Origin of the sequence: Amycolatopsis sp. NPDC051061, from assembly GCF_040682935.1 — a bacterium.
In the GTDB taxonomy this organism is placed as follows: Bacteria; Actinomycetota; Actinomycetes; order Mycobacteriales; family Pseudonocardiaceae; genus Amycolatopsis.
Genome location: NZ_JBFBBZ010000010.1, coordinates 33,672 through 48,943 on the forward strand (window position 1 = coordinate 33,672; position 15,272 = coordinate 48,943).

The following is a 15,272-nucleotide window of genomic DNA, read 5'->3' on the forward strand; positions in this document are numbered from 1 at the left end:
GCCGCTTCTGCGCCGACGCGGACACAGGCGTTGCCGCGGGAAGGTCGAGCAACCATTCCGCCCGACCTCAGAGGAGCCACCATGTCCGCACCGCGCGCGATCACCGGGGCCGCCGTCTTCCTGCTCGCCTACCTGACGGTGACCTTCGCCGGTACCGCACTCGGCGACCGCAGCCTGCCCCTGCCCGACGCGTCGGCCGCTGACGTCGCGGCGTACTACAGCGCCAGCCCCGCCGCCGCGCTGGTCGTCGCCGGGCTTCAGGTCTTGTCCGTCCTCGGCTTCGCCGTCTTCGCCCGGTCGGTCTCCCGCCGGCCGGCCATGGTGGTCGCCGCCGTCTCCGTGCTGGCCATGCTGGTTTCGAGCGCGCTCACCGTCGTCCTGACGATCGTCGCCGGCTCGGCGTCCCTGGAGACCGTCCAGGCGTTGCGGTTGGGCAGCTTCTACGCCGGCGGGGTCGTCAACGTCGTCACCTTGGGCGTCTTCGTGGTCATCGCCGCGAAAGGGCTGGCCGGCGCGCCGACCCGCTGGTTCGGGTACGCCGCCGGCGGCCTGGCGACGCTTTCGGTGCTGTCCCTGGCCTTCTACTACGCGAGCGTCCTGCTCCCGGTGGGCCGGGTGCTGTCGATGGTGTGGACGGTGATTGCCGCGATCGTGCTCGCCCGGAGCGGGCGGACCGGCCTACCATCGGCGGATGGGGGAAATCGGGCGCGAGCCGCCCGCCGGTGACACCACGAATCCGGCGGCGGCGGGGATGCGCCGCCTTCGTGCCGGTGGCCGGCGTTGGACCTTCGCGCTGGTGGCCGCCGTCGCGGTGTTCGGCGGAAGTATCGCGCTCTCGATCCTGCTGGACCGGGCCGCGGACGAACTCCTGCGCACCGGCGTGCGGGGCGACGGTTCCGTGGTGTCCGTTCACTCGGTTCGGAAGGCGTACGTGCTCACCGTCCGCTACGCACTCGCCGGGTCACCTCGGGAAGCGCGGGTCGAAGTGACCTCGGGCCGCCGCTACCAAGCCGGCGACCACGTCACCGTCGTCACGGACGCGGTCCGCCCGGACCGGGTCCGCACGGTCGACGAACCGAACGAGAACGCGGTCGTGAGCACCCTCGGCGGACTCCTGCTCTTCACCGGCGGGGTGACGCTGCCGATCGCCGTCCTGCGCCGGATCCGGTGGGCACGGCGGCGGGGCGCCGCCCGCCGCACCGGGTGGCGCCCCGCCGTCGTGACCGTCGTCCCGCACCGGCGCATCGCCGAGAAGGACCACCACGCACCGGACCTCGAGATCCGCTACGACGACGGCACCACCGTCACCGCCCGCGGCGCCCACGCCTTCGGTGTCGCGGCGCTGAGCGACCGGCCGCGCCGGCCCGCCTGGGTCGCCGGCACCGGCGCGAACCTGAGCGTCCTGTTCCGCGAGGGCCCCGGCGGCGGGCCCTTCCTGGTTCCGGCGGCCGAACGCACCGTCACCGGTTCATCGCGCTGACCTCGTCGCGGACCCGCGTGCGCACAGCGCTGTCCGAAGAGAGTCGCGTTCGGACGGACGGCGGCGCGCTCCGCACCGGCCCGGCGACCGGGTACACCTGGTCCTCGCCGATCAGCGGGACACCCGGGCACGTCGTGCTGCCGGGCCGGGAGTTCTTGGTGAGGAACACGTTCACGAGACCGTCGACGCAGGGGTCGCCCGCCAGCGCGTACTGGCCGTGAAACGGCGAATCGTCGACCGACACCAGCGGAACCCGGGCCGACCGCGCTGCCGCGGACGCCTGCTCGTACCCCGTCTGCGGGTCGAATTCTCCTTGCACCACCAGAATGTTGTTCGCCACCGAAGCCGGCACGTCCGGCAGCCCGTGCTGAGGCTGGTCCGACCAGAAGCCGCAGGTTTCGCCGAGGCCGTAGGCCCAGCCGAACAGCGGGTACCGCGGGCCCTGCCGGTCGCTGAGCGCCTGGTACCAGGCCGCCGAGCGGGTCGCCTGGTCCCCGCACGCGACGGCGAACCGGGTGCCCGGACGCTGGGTGTAGTCCGGCGCCGCGGCGGCCACCCGCTCCGGCGTCAGCGCCGCGGCCGGAACGCCGAACGCCTTGCGCGACACGGCATCCATCGAGTCGGCCAGCTTCGCCGGGGGAGTGGCGGACGTCCCGTCGAGAGCAGCTGCGCCCTGGAGGAACACCAGCGCGCCGAGCAGCCACTGGATTTCGCTGCCGTTGCCGACGAAGATGCTGTCGAACGTGTCGGGAGAGACGTCGTGGCTGCCGTAGTAGGCACGGACGCGCTCCCACTTCGCCTTGACCTCCGCGGGCGTCCCGCCCAGCTGCGCGGCGAAGTTCCGGGCCAGCCACGGCACGTAGACGTCGTCGAACTGCCGCTGGTCGATCACCGGGAACGCCTCGAAGTCGGCCTGCAGCCGGCCTTCGAAGTTCACGCTGGAGTCCAGCACCGCCTTGCCGGTGTGCTCGGGGAACAGCGACGCGTACTTGGCGCCGAGCCACGTGCCGTAGGAGTAGCCGAGGTAGTTCAGCTTCTCGTCGCCCAGCAGCGTGCGCACCAGGTCCATGTCGTGCGCGGTCTGCCACGTCGTGACGTACGGCGCGACCGCGTCGCTCTGGCACGCCTCGGCGGTGGCCCGGGGGACCTGCTGGTGCGCCGCGACGCTCGCCGCCGAACGGTCGCGCGCGTCGAGGAGGCCCTGCGGCAGCCGGCCGACCGGGACCTGGCATTGGAAGCCCTTGTCGTCGGTGCCGGCGTGCCCGGTGCCGCGCGGGTCCATGCCGACGAAGTCGTAGAGCTGGTGCACCGACGGCTCGAGCGTGGCGAACGACCCGGCCAGCGGCGTGCCCTGGCCGCCCGGCCCGCCCGGGTTGAGCAGGATCGCGCCGCGTCGCTCGCCGGTCGCGGCGGCGCGGCTGATCGACACCTGGAGGTCGGTACCCGCGGCCGGATTAGCCCAGTCGCGCGGCACGGTGACGAGCGCGCACTGCACGGGTGCGTCGTCGGTGGCCGGCTTGAACGGGCAGTCGCCCCACTGGAGCTGCTGGGTCGTGTACGGCGTGAGCGGGTCCGCGGCCGCGGCGGGTATCGAGGCCGCGAAGAGGGCCGCCGTCGCGGCCGCCAGTCCTGTCCGGGAGATGCGCACCGGGGGTCCTTCCGTCGCCGGGTGGGGTGCGCCCGAGCCTGGCCCGGTCGCGGCCACCGGTGATCAGCCCGGAGGACGAAGTCGCGGCCCGCGGCTCGGTCCCGGGTATGAGACGGCTCAGCGCGCGCCCGGGCGCCGGGACCGAGATCATGGGTGCATGACCCGTCCGGGACTCGGCGTCGTCGGGCGCCGCCTGGTGCAGTTCCTGCTGGACGAGCTGCTCGTCTTCGTGCCCATGCTGCTGCTCGCGATCGCGGTGGTCTGGCTGTTCCACCCACACGGCTTGGCCCTGCTGACGTTCCTGAAGGTCGTCCTCTACACGATGCTCGCGCTGGACTTCCTCGGTCTCGTGTTCGTCAACGTGTGGTGGCCCTACCGGCACAGCGGCCAGACGCCGGCGATGCGCTGGCTGCGCCTGCGGATCCAGACCATCGAGGGCGGCCACCCGTCGCTGGGCGCGTTCGTCGTCCGCGACCTGCTGATGCTTGTCGACGGGTTCGCGTGGGGGCTCGCGGGGATCGTGGTGATGCTGGTGACGCGCCGACGGCAGCGGTTCGGCGACGTCGTGGCGCGCACGGTCGTCGTACGCGTACCACGCTCAGCGGGTCAAGCCGCTTTCCCAGGCCCAGATGGCGATCTCGGTGCGGTTGCGGGCGCTCAGCTTGCGCTTGACCGCGCCGATGTGGGTCTTGACCGTCGGCAGTGAAACCACGAGTGAGCGGCAGATCTCGTCGTTCGTCTCGCCGCGCGCCACGGCCTTCACGACGTCGAGCTCGCGCGGGGTGAGCGGGCTCGCGGGCTCGGTGGCGCGGGCGGAACCGGCCCGCGTGAAGTGCGCCAGCAGCCGCGTGGTGATGGCGGGGGAGACGAGGGCTTCGCCGTGGGCGGCCGCGTGCACGGCTTCGATGAGCAGGTTCGGCCCGGCGTCCTTGAGCAGGAACCCGCAGGCACCGGCGCGCAGGGCCGCGTGCACGTTCTCGTCCAGCCCGAACGTCGTGACCATCACGACGTGCAGCGGGTCCGGAACTCCCTTGCCCGCCAGCAGTTCCGTGGCGCGCAGGCCGTCCACACCGGGCATCCGGATGTCCATCAGCGTGACGTCCGGACGCAGTTCGCGGGCCAGCCGCACGGCCTGGTCGCCGTCGGCGGCTTCGCCGACGACCTCGATGTCCGGCTCGCCTTCGAGGATCAGCCGGAACCCCGCGCGGACCATCGCCTGGTCGTCGGCGATCAGCACTCGCGTCGGCACCCGGTCTCCCCTCGCCTCAGCCGGGTTCGAGCGGCAGCCGCGCGACCACGCGCCAGCGCCGGCCTTCCGCCGGTCCCGCCTGCACCGTACCGCCCACCGCCGCGACCCGCTCCGCCATCCCGAGCAGGCCGTAGCCGCCCCGGCGGGCGGGCCGGGTGGCACCGTCGTTGACCACTTCGACGCGCAGTTCGCCGGAAGGTTCGTGGTGGACGGACACCCGGACCTCGGCGGCGTCGGGCGCGTGCCGGCGGACGTTCGTGAGCGACTCGGTGAGCAGCCGGTGCGCGGTGGTGACGACCTCCGGCGCGACGGCCAGCGTGGCGAGATCGGGGCTGACGTCGAGGTGGATGCGGTCGTCGTCGGGCACCGCGCGGTCCACGGCGGTGGCGAGGTCGGCGGGCGGCACGAAGAGGCTTTCGTCGCCGGTCCGCAGCGCGCCGACGAGCCGGCGCATCGCGGAAAGCGCTGTCGCGCCCGCCGTTTCCAGCTCGGCGAAGGTCGCGGTGTCGCCGCCCGTGCGTTCGGCGACGCGGTGCGCGGCCTGCACGCGCACGACGATCCCGGTGATCTGGTGGGCGACGAGGTCGTGCAGCTCGCGCGCCAGCCGGAGCCGTTCCGCGGACCGGAGTTCGAGGACGTCCACGCGGTGACGGACCTCGGCGTCGCGCAGGACGAGCCCGCCGGCCAGCGCGCCACCCCAGACCACCGCGGCGCCGGCCGCGTAGAGCGCGGCGGGGGAGCCGGTGCCGTAGCGCAGGATCGGGGCGAGGGTGGCGGCGGCGCCGCCGAGCACCGCCTGGATCGCGGCCGTCCGGGGTGGGAGCCGGTGGCAGCAGGCCCCGACCACCAGCGCGATCGCGAGGGCTTCGGCCGCGCCGGGCTGCGGCGGGAGCCGCGCTCCCGCCGTCGCGAGGGCCGCGGCGACCACCGAGCCCAGCAGCGAAAGGCCGGAGACGGCGGTGGCCAGCGCGGCGATGTGGTCGGGGAACCGGCGGCGCAGCACGGCCAGCAGGGCCACGACCGGGCCGACGCCCGGCGCGAACTCGGCGGCGACGGTGACGAGCTGGCTCTGCCCGGGCATGGCCCGGGCCGCGAAGACCATGTCGAGCACCACCAGCACGCCGAGGACGACCGCTTCGGCCACCAGGGGGCCGCGGCGGCCGGTCCACGGGATCCCCGGGTGGTCGGCGAAGGTCATCTGCCGATGGTGCCCCACCCGGCGTCCCCATGCTCCCTTCGCGGTGAGAGTTCGTACCTGGGTACGAGACGGCGGCGTGATCTCGTACCGCCGGTTGATCGCTCCCGCCGTCGTTCCCGGAAGGCTCGGAGCATGAACCGATTCCTGATGCGAGAGGCCGAAGTGGAGACCGGAACGAAGCCCGGGAAGATCGAAGGCCTGCCGGGCTGGTACTTCGTGCTCGTCGGCCTGCTGGTGGCCAGCAACGACTTCAGCCTGCAGTTCAGCGACCGGTATTCGTGGGTGGTGTTCCTGCCCCTCGTACTGGTGGCCGTGCACCTGACGCTGTGGTTCACGCTGCTGTCGCGGCGTCGCAAGTACCTGCGCGCGGTGTGGCGCAGCAAGCAGGCGCTCGCCCTCGTCGCCGTGCTCTTCGCACTGCGGCTGGGGCTGCAGGTCGGGCTGACGAAGCTGACCGACAGCGCGGCGCCGCTGCACAGCTACACGCACCTGATCCTCGGCCTCGTCATGCTGGTCGTGACCACGGCCGGAGCGTGGTTCGACCAGTGGCTGATCCTGCGCGTGGTGAACCGGGACGCCTGAGCGTCAGCTGGTGCCTCGCACCACGAGCCGGTGCGGGGCGACAATCGAGCGTGGCGGCCCGGGTTCGGCGGCCAGGCAGTCGAGGGCGAGCTCGGCGATGCGGTCCTTGTCCGGGGACACCGTCGTCAGGGCCGGGACGCTGAACCGGCCGTCCTCGATGTCGTCGAACCCCACCAGGGCCAGGTCGCCCGGCACGCTCACTCCGCGGTCGGCGGCGGCGCGCAGCGCACCCAGCGCGAGTTCGTCGGTGAAGCAGAAGACCGCGTCGGGCGGCTCGGCCCGGTCCAGCAGCGCCAGCATCGCCCGGTGGCCGTCGGCCCGGTGCAGGCGCTGGACCGGAACCTCCAGCCGGGGTAGCTCCGCCAGCGCTTCGCGGTACCCGGCGAGCCGCTGGCGGGCGGTCGCGTTCAGGGACCGCGGCTGGATGCCGAGCGCGGCGACGCGGCGGCGGCCGGTGGCCAGCAGGTGCCCGGTGGCCTCGCGCGCGGCGGCGACGTTGTCGATCGCGACGTGGTCGACCCCGGCGGTGCCGTCGTGCTCGCCGAGCAGCACCAGCGGGACGGTGTCGGTGCGCGCGGCCAGCTCCGCGGGAGCCACCGCCCACGGGCTGAACAGGACGCCGTCGACGAGCTGGCTGCGCCGACCGTGCAGCAGCTCCTTCTCCCGCTCGGCGTCGCCGTCGGTCTGGTCGATGAGCACGGTCAAGCCGCGGCTTTCGGCGATGCGGACCGTCCGCGCGGCGAGTTCGGCGAAGTACGGCGAGTCGATCTCCGGCACGACCAGGGCCACCAGCCCGGTCCGGCCGCGCCGCAGCGTCCGGGCGGCCATGTTCGGCCGGTAGCCGAGCGCGTCGATGCTCGCCTGCACCCGTTCCCGGGTCGCCGGGGCCACGTAGCGGAAGCCGTTGACCACGTTGGACACCGTCCGCACCGACACCCCGGCGTGGTCGGCCACGTCCCGCAACTTCGGGTTCACGACGGCAGCGTACCTCTTGCAACGTGGCATGCCACGTTGCAAACTTAAGTCGCCACGCCGTCGTGACTCCTCGGAGGACCGGATGACCACGAACCTGACCGCGCCGTTGACCGCCGCCGACGTCGAATCCCTGACCGGCCGGCTGCACGAGGACGGCATCATCGGCCTGCCCGGGGCGTTCCCGCGCGAGTGGGTGGGGCGACTCGGCGAAGACATCGACGCGGCGTTCGCCGAGGCCCGCGCCCGGCCCGGCGGCGCCGTCGGCCGCGGCCCGAACCGCTACTACGTCGAGATCCACCCCGAACAGCTGCGGGGATTCGCCGACCTGGCCGCGCACCCGTGGATCACGGCGGTCGCCGAAGCCGTGCTGGGGCCGGAGTACCGGATCGTCGAGATCGGGTTCGACGTCCCGCTCGCCGGCGCGGTCGACCAGCCGTGGCACCGCGACTTCCCGATGCCCGAAGAGACGGCGCGCCACCGCAGGCTGAACTCGCTCGCCGTCAACGTGACGGCCGTCGACACCGAGCCGGACATGGGCCCGTTCGAGATCGCGCCCGGCACGCACTGGGACGACGGCGGCGCGTTCGACCACGGCATGTTCCCGCCGCGCTCGGCTTATCCGCGTTACCGCTCGCTCGCGGTGCGCAAGTTCCCGCGGATGGGGGACATCTCGATCCGCTCGGCGCTGACCGTCCACCGCGGGACCGCGAACCAGTCCGCGAAGTCGCGGCCGGTGCTGGTGCTGGGCCTCGACGCGCCGGGCGCGGGCAACGACGAACGCCACGACACCGCCGTGACGCACGACTTCTGGGCGTCACTACCGGAATCCGTGCGCGCCCACCTGCACTGCCCGATCGTCGACACCCTGGAGCCGATCACCCAGAAGCACACCATCGAGGGGCTGGTGATGGGCGAGGAAGAGCCCGGATCCTGAACTCGGATGTTTGTGGGCCCGGCCCGCGGGCATCTCAGTGTCATGGTTGAAGCAGGGATCACCGAGATGTCGGGCCGGGCCGGGGTCGTCGCGGGCTTGCGCCGCGTGCTGCTGGCGTTCGGAGTCGGCGGTGCGCTGGCATGCCTCGCCTGGATGGCGTTGTGGCTGGCGATGCACCTGTAGCAGCTAGAACTCGTCCGTCTTCGTGAGGTCGTGTTCGAGCGAGTCCGCCCGCGCGACGACCGCCTTGAGCGGGCGCTCGAACTCGTGCTCGATGCTGAGGTCCTCCAGGGGCACGGTGTGCTTCAGGAGTGCGACCCCGTCCACCACGGCCGCGCCGCCGACGGCCGACGACCCCGCCAGCTCGAGCAGGCGCCGCAGGTCGATCTTGTCGGCCCAGCCGACCGGTGAGGAGATTTCGACCCACGCGCCGCCGTGCAACTCCTCCACGTGGTGCGCCGTCACCTGCTGCGTCCGGCCGTCCGGCCCCTGCAAGCGGAACCGGAGCCAGCCGTCGGTGTCCTCCAGGACCTCGTACCGCGTCCGGACAAAGTTGATCACATCGGTCCAGGTGGTCACCCGCTCCGCCTCTCCCTCGGGCCTGCTGCGGTCGCAGCATCTCACGAGCCCCTGCGTCAGATGATTCCGGCTTCGATCAGTTGCGGCCAGATTTCGCTCTGGTCCGCGACGGTCACGCCGTGCTTCTCCGCCTTCGTCAGCTTGGCGGCGCCGACGTCGGCGCCGGTGATGAGCAGGTCCGTGCTCGCCGAGACCGACGAAGCGATGGTCGCGCCGGCCTTCTCGCACAACCGTTGGAACGTCGGCCGGGGGACTTTTTCGCCCGAGCGCGGGTCGCTGATCGAGCCGGTGACCACCACGGTCTTGCCGGCCAGGGGAGCACCGGCCGCGACGACCGGCGGGAGGTCCTCCTCGCGGACGTCCAGGGACACGCCCCGCTCCCGCAGCCGCTCGAGCTCGGGCTGAAGCCGCGCGAGGTGCTCGATCAGCGACGCGGCGACCTTCGGCCCGATGTCCTCGACGGCGACGAGCCCGTCGACGCCCGCCGCGGCGACGTCTTCCAGGGAACCGAACCCCGCCCGGCACAGGCGGGCGGCGGTGCCTTCGGACGCCATCGGGATGGCGAGCCCGATCAGCGCCCGGCGCAGCCCGACCGCCCGGCTCCCGTCGATCGACTCGATCATCCGCGTGGCGGAGACCTCGCCGATGCGGTCGAACTCCAGCAGCCGCTCCTTCGTCAGGCGGTAGAAGTCCGACGGGTGCTCGAGGTCGCCGGACTCGGCCAGCCGTTCGATCCACACGCCGCCGATGGCGTCGATGTCCGCCGCGGCGCGCGAGGCCCAGTGGATCAGCCGCCGCACGGTCTGCGCCGGGCAGGCGACGTTGGTGCAGAACAGCTCCCGGCTGTTGCCCTGCTCGGTCAGCGGCTGCCCGCACGACGGGCACCGGCTCGGCGGGACGATCTCCCGCTCCGCGCCGGTGCGTCGGGCGGCGTCGAGTACGCCGGCCACGAACGGGATGACGTCCCCGGCCCGGCGGACCAGGACGGTGTCGCCGATCTTGATGCCGCGGGCCTTGATCACCTCCTGGTTCGCGAGGGTCGCGCGGGTGACGGTGGTGCCGCCGACGAACACGGGTTCCAGCCAGGCGACCGGGGCGATCTTGCCGGTCTTGCCGACGTCCCAGACGACGTCGGCCAGGACGGTGGTCTTCTCCTCGGCGGCGAACTTGAAGGCGAGCGCCCCGCGCGGCGAGCTCGACCGCGTGCCGGCGGCGGCGTAGGCGTCCCGGTCGGCGAGCCGCAGGACGGCGCCGTCGAGGTCGTAGTCCAGCTCGTTGCGCTGCTGTTCGATCTCGCCGATGACGGTTTGCGCGTTCGCCGCATCGCCGCACCGGCGCATGTCGGCGGCGGTGAAACCGAGCGTCTTCAGGGCGCTGCCCAGGTCGGTCTCGGCGCTGTCGGGATCGGTGTCGAGGTCGAAGGCGAAGAACCGCAGCCGCCGTTCGGCGACGGTGGCGGGATCCTTGGCGCGCAGCGTGCCGGCGGCGGCGTTGCGCGGGTTGATCAGCGGCTTGTCCGGGTGCGCGACGTTGTAGGCGGCGAAGGTGGAGCGCAGCATGACGGCCTCACCCCGCACCTCGACCCGGCCGGGGGCGGCCAGCCGGTCCGGGATCCCGTCGGTCAGGGCCCGGACCAGCATGGTGACGTCATCGCCGGTGGTCCCGTCCCCCCGGGTGACGGCTCTTTTCAGCCGGCCGTCTTCGTAGACGACGGCGAGGGAGAGGCCGTCCAGTTTGGGCATGACGACGACCGGCTGGCCGGGAAAGCGGTCGAAGAAGGCCTCGACCTGCTCGGGTTTCGTGGCTTTCTCGAGCGAGAGCATGGGGCGCGAGTGCCGGATCGGAGCGTGCAGGACAGCGGGGGCGCCCACCTGGTCGAGGGGGTTCGGGTCCGGGGTCAGGCCGGGATGGTCCGCGATGAGGGTGCGCAGCTCGTCTTCGACCGCGTCGTACTCGGCGTCCGCCACCAACGGCGAACCCCGGTAGTAGGCGTCGCGGAGGACCACGATGCGATCGGCCAGTTCCTGTATGCGGTCTCGAGCTTCCACGGGGAGGACGTTACCGGTCGGGTACGACAGTTTCCCGAGGTCATCCCCGGTTCGGCCTCACCCGTCGCCGAAGCGGTTGCCGATCTCCTCGATCTCCGGCAGGCCCACCAACTCGGCGAACTCCGTCAACCCCGGCAGCTCCCGGACCGCCTCGACCGGTGTCCCGTCCTGAGCGATGCGGCTCAACACCGCGCGCATCGCCTCCGTCGCCGCCAACAGCGTTGAAATCGGGCAGATCACCAGCCTGAACCCCAGTTCGCGCAACCGCTCGCGCCCCAATGGCGGGGTCTTGCCTCCCTCCGCCCAGTTGAACAGCAACGGCACGTCGCGGAACTTCTCCGCCACCCGCTCGATCTCGGCTTCCGACTGCAGCGCCTCCACGAACAACATGTCCGCCCCGGCCTCGCGGTAGCGGTGGGCCCGGTCGATCGCCGCGTCGAGGCCCTCGACCGCCCGGGCGTCCGTGCGCGCGGTCAGCAGGAAGCCGGGATCCGACCGGGCGGCCACGGCGGCCCGCACCCGGTCGGCCATCGTCGAGGCCGGGACCACCCGCTTCCCCTCGAGGTGGCCGCAGCGCTTCGGGGCCACCTGGTCCTCCAGGTGGATCGCCGCGACGCCGGCCGCTTCGTACTCGCGGACCGTGCGGATCACGTTGAGCGCGTTGCCGTAGCCGGTGTCGGCGTCGGCGATCACCGGGACCTCCACCGCCGAACGGAGGCGGCTCGCCGCCTGGACCATCTCCGTCATCGTCAGGAGGCCGACGTCGGGACGGCCCAGCAGCGACGCCGTCGTGCCGAAGCCCGTCATGTACACCGCCGGGAACCCGGCCGCCTCGACCAGCCGGGCGCTCAACGCGTCGTACGCCCCCGGCGCGACGACGATGTCCTCGCCGGCCAGCAGCTCGCGCAGGCGGGCCGGCCCGGAAACCCGCGAACCCAGCAGATCGGCCACGGCGATCACCTCCTGGCGGGGGCGTTCCCGAGCTGTCCCGGCGCCAAACCCACCCGCTCGAACACGATCTTCTCGTACGGCCCGGCCGTGCCCGTCTCGTACAGGACCCCGACCGTGGCCGGGTCGGCCTGCACCAGGTCGGAGTAGGCCGCCGGCCCGCTGGTCAGCGTGCGGCCCGCGCGCCACGTGTGCCCGCGGTCGGTGCTCACCCGCAGCTGCATCGACGCGCGCGTAGCGGGGTCGGCCGGGCCCGAGTACACCATCAGCCACGGGATCGTCGTCTGTAGCACGCTGCCCTCGACCTTCGTCCCGGACAGCGACGGCTGCACCTGGTACGGCCGGACCAGCGTCTTCCCGCCGTCCACGCTGTAGCCGTCGACGCGGTGCTCGGCGGCCGACCCTTGATTGCGGCTGGAGAAGTAGAGGGTGCCGTCGGGCAGCTCGGTCGCCGTCGTCTCGTTCGCGGCGACGACGCCGTCGGTGCGGTCGTCGGTGAAGCCGATGTGCCAGGTGCGGCCGGCGTCGTCGCTGTAGAGGTCGTGGCCGCCGTAGTACTTCGCCTCGGTGCCGACGTCGGAGGAGCCGGCCGGCGGCGAGCTGGAGTGGTTCGCGGGCACCACGATCCGGCCCGCGTGCGGGCCGTGGCGCAGCAGCGTGGCGTGCCCGGGCCCGGTGGCGTACCACCGCCAGCCCGGCAGCTTCGCGTCGGCGGTGATGTCCCGGGCGGGGGACCAGGTACGGCCGTTGTCGCGGCTGCGCAGCACGAAGACGCGCCGGGTGTCCTGATCGGACGCCTGCCCGGACATGATCTGCTTCTCCGACACGAGTCCGTTGTGGACGGTCAGCAGCACGAGCTCGCCGTCCCGCGCGAGCACCGGCGTCGGGTTGCCGGCCGTGGCGTTCCCGTTGGTGTCCACCACGGACAGCGGGCCCCAGGTGCAGCCGCCGTCGCGAGACGTGCGCGACACCGTCTGGATGGCGCCGGAGTCGCCGGCCGAGTCGCGTCGTCCTTCGGCGAACGCGACGAGCGCGCCGTTCGCGGCCCGGACCACCGCGGGGATGCGGAAGGTGTCGTAACCCTCGGTGCCGGACGTGAAGGCCACGGATGACGCGCATCCGTGCGCCGGGCCGGCCGTGGCTGCGGGGGTGAAGGACAGCGCGGTCGTGGCCGCCGCCAGAAGGATCGTGCTGAATCTGCGAATCGGGGACACCGGTTCGACCTCCTCGTCGAGGTAGGACATGGGATGTCTGACGTCCTATGTCCAGACAACCTAAGGAGGCCGGTGCGGGTTCGTCAAGGAGCACGCTGGGTGCCCGGACGGGCACGCAGCATTGGTGCAGAGTGGTTCGGCGGGACTACCGGCTCAAGGCCGATCGGCCGGGCACGGCCCGAAGTACAGGCACTCGACCAGCGCGTGGACGTCGTGCGCCCGTGCTCGCGGCTCCAGCTCGTCGAGCATCGCGGTGAGCGTGACCAGGTCGACCCGGCCGTCGCCGGTGAGCGGGAACTGCCGCTCCCGCGTGTCGTGCTTCGCGCAACCGCTGCCGCGCAGGTTGCCCGCCGGGACGACCGCGAACACCACCTCGCCCTCGTCGCCGAAGGTGAAGTAGCACTGCAGGACGACCGGGGTGGCGTCGGAGACCGTGTTGGTCCGCTCGCCGCCGAAGCTGGCCGGGTACGACCAGCCGGCCGTGGCGTCGTCGAGGAACCTGACGTCGGCGGGGCCGGTGTCCCCGTCGAGCCGCCAGCCACGCGCCAGGACGTGGTCGTGCACCTCGAGCTGGCGGGAGATGAGCAGCGTCGCGGTCATGCCCTCCAGTGTGGCCCACGCCGTCGCCCACGATCGGGTGACCTACCAATGGGGCTGGATCACGGGCGCCGGGCCTGATAAGCCTCTGCGCGTGACCATGGACCTGCACAGCGTCAACCCGTGGGAAGTGTCGTTCCTCCGCGAGGAGGTCGGCGGTTACTTCGCCCACGGCGTCGAGGTCGCCCCCGGCGCGACCGTACTCGACGTCGGTGCCAACATCGGCGTCTTCTCCGCGGCGGTGTACGAACGGCTCGGCGGCGACGTGCGGATCTACGCCTTCGAGCCGTTGCCGCCGCTCTACGAGAAGCTGGAAAGCAACGGCCGTGACTTCTTCGCGGGGCGGCTGAAAGCGCTGCCCTTCGGGCTCGCGGCCGGTGAGGACGAGCTCGACTTCAGCTACTTCCCGGGCGCGACGATCTTCTCGTCGTCGTGGCGGGACGAGGGCAACGTGGAGGCGGAGCGCAAGCGCGTCACCGCCAGCATCGTCGAGATGATCCGCCAGGGCGGTATGGGTCCGGCCCCCCGCCGCGTGCCGGCACCGCTCCTGCGCGGCCTGGTCGGCCGCCAGCTGAAGGTGCTGCGCAACCTCGAAACCCACCGGGTGCGGGTCCGGCCGCTGTCCCCGGTGCTCGACGAGGAAGGCATCGACCGCATCGACCTGCTCAAGGTCGACGTCGAGGGCGCGGAGCTGGACGTGCTGCGGGGGATCGAAGACCGGCACTGGCCGCTGGTCCGGCAGGCGGTCGTCGAAGTCGAACGGTGGGCCGAGAACCGTGACCGCGTCCGCGAAGTCTTCACCACGCGCGGGTTCACGGTCGAGGCGGTGCAGGACCCGGTCCAGCAGGCGGCGGACATCGGGATGGTGTTCGCGCTCCGCTGACCCTTGCCTTGACGTGGGCGTCACTGTTTAGCGTCGCCCCGTGTGAAGTTCGGAATCAGCTACAGCACGCCCCATTTCGGCGTCGACCCTGACAGACTCCTGCGCTTCGCGCGAGATGCCGAAGACTTCGGCTTCGAATCGCTGTACGTGCCGGAACACGTCGCCCTCCACCCCGGCGCGAAGATCGGCGCGATGGAGCTGGACCCGTCGCTGCCTTACGGCGATCCGCTCGAGTGCCTGACGTTCGTCGCCGCCGGCACGCGGCGCATCCTGCTCGGCACCGGCGTCCTGCTGCTGCCCTACCACCACCCGGTCGTCCTCGCCAAACGGCTGGCGACGCTCGACCTGCTGTCCGGCGGGCGCATGCGGCTGCTCACCATCGGCGTCGGCGCGCTGCCCGGCGAGGCCGCGGCCGCCGGGGTCGACTTCGCCACCCGCGGCCGCCGGGCCGATGAGGCCATCGACGTCCTGCGGCTGCTCTGGGCCGGGGACGCGGACGGCGTCGGCCACGCGGGGGAGTTCTTCATCCTGGACGCCGTGTGCAGCTTCCCGAAGCCGGTCGGCGGGGAACTGCCGATCCACGTGGGCGGTTCGAGCGCGGCCGCGGCGCGGCGGGCCGGGCGCCGCGGGAACGGCTACTTCCCCGGCGGTCTGCTCACCCCGGACGAGCGTCGCCGTCAGTTCGAGCTCGCCCGGGTGGCCGCAAGCGAGGCCGGCCGGGATCCGGATGCCCTGCAGTACACGCGATGGGGCTCGATCGGAATGTCCGAAGTGGACGCCGAGAACTTCGCGAACGACGGCGTGACGCGCGTCGTCGTGAGCCCCACGAGTGCCGATCCGGTCGTTCAAAGAACGGAGATGGCGGCCTTCGCCGAGCGGTTCGCCCTGGTTCCACCGGTTGGGCCAACCGAGTGACGGCGAAGGAGTCGTAAATTTT

General features: G+C 72.3%; 17 protein-coding genes. 8 read left to right on the plus strand and 9 right to left on the minus strand.

Annotated elements, in window-relative coordinates; all coding sequences use genetic code 11:
* Nucleotides 1–81: 81 nt before the first annotated feature.
* Together AB0N03_RS15610 and AB0N03_RS15615 are read left to right on the plus strand one after the other, a co-directional pair.
* Complete coding sequence (locus tag AB0N03_RS15610) at nt 82–726, plus strand: hypothetical protein (RefSeq protein WP_364371116.1); 645 nt, start codon at nt 82–84, stop codon at nt 724–726.
* Nucleotides 692–1,480, plus strand: coding sequence for a DUF3592 domain-containing protein (locus AB0N03_RS15615; RefSeq protein WP_364371119.1), 789 nt, complete (start codon nt 692–694; stop codon nt 1,478–1,480). The genes AB0N03_RS15610 and AB0N03_RS15615 overlap by 35 nt, the downstream gene beginning before the upstream one ends.
* Here the strand turns inward: AB0N03_RS15615 and AB0N03_RS15620 are convergent.
* The gene (locus AB0N03_RS15620) at nt 1,461–3,128 is read right to left on the minus strand and encodes an alpha/beta fold hydrolase (RefSeq protein ID WP_364371121.1); all 1,668 of its coding nucleotides are present in this window, start codon (nt 3,126–3,128) and stop codon (nt 1,461–1,463) included. The genes AB0N03_RS15615 and AB0N03_RS15620 overlap by 20 nt on opposite strands.
* Nucleotides 3,129–3,285: 157 nt before the next feature.
* Between AB0N03_RS15620 and AB0N03_RS15625 the strand changes: the two genes are divergently transcribed.
* Nucleotides 3,286–3,834, plus strand: coding sequence for an RDD family protein (locus AB0N03_RS15625; RefSeq protein ID WP_364371124.1), 549 nt, complete (start codon nt 3,286–3,288; stop codon nt 3,832–3,834).
* Here the strand turns inward: AB0N03_RS15625 and AB0N03_RS15630 are convergent.
* Both AB0N03_RS15630 and AB0N03_RS15635 read right to left on the minus strand, forming a co-directional pair.
* Complete coding sequence (locus AB0N03_RS15630) at nt 3,727–4,377, minus strand: response regulator transcription factor (protein WP_364371127.1); 651 nt, start codon at nt 4,375–4,377, stop codon at nt 3,727–3,729. The two genes, AB0N03_RS15625 and AB0N03_RS15630, sit on opposite strands and share 108 nt — an antisense overlap.
* Before the next feature lie 16 nt (nt 4,378–4,393).
* On the minus strand, nt 4,394–5,575 hold the full coding sequence (locus AB0N03_RS15635) for a histidine kinase (RefSeq protein WP_364371130.1): 1,182 nt from the start codon (nt 5,573–5,575) through the stop codon (nt 4,394–4,396).
* Nucleotides 5,576–5,707: 132 nt separating this feature from the next.
* Here AB0N03_RS15635 and AB0N03_RS15640 point away from each other — a divergent pair, with 132 nt between their 5' ends.
* The gene (locus AB0N03_RS15640; protein ID WP_364371133.1) at nt 5,708–6,157 is read left to right on the plus strand and encodes a hypothetical protein; all 450 of its coding nucleotides are present in this window, start codon (nt 5,708–5,710) and stop codon (nt 6,155–6,157) included.
* 3 nt (nt 6,158–6,160) lie between these two features.
* Here the strand turns inward: AB0N03_RS15640 and AB0N03_RS15645 are convergent, their stop codons facing one another.
* A complete protein-coding gene (locus AB0N03_RS15645) occupies nt 6,161–7,132 on the minus strand; it encodes a LacI family DNA-binding transcriptional regulator (RefSeq protein ID WP_364371136.1) in 972 nt (323 codons plus the stop codon).
* An 82-nt stretch (nt 7,133–7,214) separates the two neighbouring features.
* Between AB0N03_RS15645 and AB0N03_RS15650 the strand changes: the two genes are divergently transcribed.
* Nucleotides 7,215–8,066, plus strand: coding sequence for a phytanoyl-CoA dioxygenase family protein (locus AB0N03_RS15650; protein ID WP_364371139.1), 852 nt, complete (start codon nt 7,215–7,217; stop codon nt 8,064–8,066).
* A 42-nt stretch (nt 8,067–8,108) separates the two neighbouring features.
* The gene (locus AB0N03_RS15655) at nt 8,109–8,249 is read left to right on the plus strand and encodes a hypothetical protein (RefSeq protein WP_364371141.1); all 141 of its coding nucleotides are present in this window, start codon (nt 8,109–8,111) and stop codon (nt 8,247–8,249) included.
* 3 nt (nt 8,250–8,252) lie between these two features.
* Here the strand turns inward: AB0N03_RS15655 and AB0N03_RS15660 are convergent, their stop codons facing one another.
* The 5 genes from AB0N03_RS15660 to AB0N03_RS15680 all read right to left on the minus strand — a co-directional run bounded on the left by AB0N03_RS15660 (nt 8,253) and on the right by AB0N03_RS15680 (nt 13,455).
* A complete protein-coding gene (locus tag AB0N03_RS15660; protein WP_364371144.1) occupies nt 8,253–8,645 on the minus strand; it encodes a hypothetical protein in 393 nt (130 codons plus the stop codon).
* A 56-nt stretch (nt 8,646–8,701) separates the two neighbouring features.
* A complete protein-coding gene (gene ligA, locus AB0N03_RS15665; protein WP_364371146.1) occupies nt 8,702–10,693 on the minus strand; it encodes an NAD-dependent DNA ligase LigA in 1,992 nt (663 codons plus the stop codon).
* A gap of 57 nt (nt 10,694–10,750) precedes the next feature.
* A complete protein-coding gene (locus tag AB0N03_RS15670) occupies nt 10,751–11,644 on the minus strand; it encodes an oxaloacetate decarboxylase (RefSeq protein WP_364371149.1) in 894 nt (297 codons plus the stop codon).
* Between the two features lie 5 nt (nt 11,645–11,649).
* The gene (locus AB0N03_RS15675) at nt 11,650–12,885 is read right to left on the minus strand and encodes a sialidase family protein (protein WP_364371152.1); all 1,236 of its coding nucleotides are present in this window, start codon (nt 12,883–12,885) and stop codon (nt 11,650–11,652) included.
* A 123-nt stretch (nt 12,886–13,008) separates the two neighbouring features.
* Nucleotides 13,009–13,455 carry a hypothetical protein gene (locus AB0N03_RS15680; RefSeq protein WP_364371155.1) on the minus strand — a complete coding sequence of 149 codons (447 nt, stop codon included), beginning with the start codon at nt 13,453–13,455 and terminating at the stop codon, nt 13,009–13,011.
* On the opposite strand from AB0N03_RS15680, the gene AB0N03_RS15685 reads away from it, so the two are divergent.
* Complete coding sequence (locus tag AB0N03_RS15685; RefSeq protein WP_364371158.1) at nt 13,454–14,335, plus strand: FkbM family methyltransferase; 882 nt, start codon at nt 13,454–13,456, stop codon at nt 14,333–14,335. The two genes, AB0N03_RS15680 and AB0N03_RS15685, sit on opposite strands and share 2 nt — an antisense overlap.
* Nucleotides 14,336–14,377: 42 nt before the next feature.
* Nucleotides 14,378–15,250, plus strand: coding sequence for a TIGR03619 family F420-dependent LLM class oxidoreductase (locus AB0N03_RS15690; protein WP_364371161.1), 873 nt, complete (start codon nt 14,378–14,380; stop codon nt 15,248–15,250).
* Nucleotides 15,251–15,272: the final 22 nt, after the last annotated feature.

Coding starts and splice junctions, on each gene's coding strand:
- AB0N03_RS15640 (WP_364371133.1), top strand. CDS start 5,708: ATGAACCGATTCCTGATGCGAGAGGCCGAAGTGGAGACCGGAACGAAG.
- AB0N03_RS15650 (WP_364371139.1), top strand. CDS start 7,215: ATGACCACGAACCTGACCGCGCCGTTGACCGCCGCCGACGTCGAATCC.
- AB0N03_RS15610 (WP_364371116.1), top strand. CDS start 82: ATGTCCGCACCGCGCGCGATCACCGGGGCCGCCGTCTTCCTGCTCGCC.
- AB0N03_RS15615 (WP_364371119.1), top strand. CDS start 692: ATGGGGGAAATCGGGCGCGAGCCGCCCGCCGGTGACACCACGAATCCG.
- AB0N03_RS15625 (WP_364371124.1), top strand. CDS start 3,286: ATGACCCGTCCGGGACTCGGCGTCGTCGGGCGCCGCCTGGTGCAGTTC.
- AB0N03_RS15685 (WP_364371158.1), top strand. CDS start 13,454: ATGCCCTCCAGTGTGGCCCACGCCGTCGCCCACGATCGGGTGACCTAC.
- AB0N03_RS15680 (WP_364371155.1), bottom strand. CDS start 13,455: ATGACCGCGACGCTGCTCATCTCCCGCCAGCTCGAGGTGCACGACCAC.
- AB0N03_RS15655 (WP_364371141.1), top strand. CDS start 8,109: ATGGTTGAAGCAGGGATCACCGAGATGTCGGGCCGGGCCGGGGTCGTC.
- AB0N03_RS15675 (WP_364371152.1), bottom strand. CDS start 12,885: ATGTCCTACCTCGACGAGGAGGTCGAACCGGTGTCCCCGATTCGCAGA.
- AB0N03_RS15635 (WP_364371130.1), bottom strand. CDS start 5,575: ATGACCTTCGCCGACCACCCGGGGATCCCGTGGACCGGCCGCCGCGGC.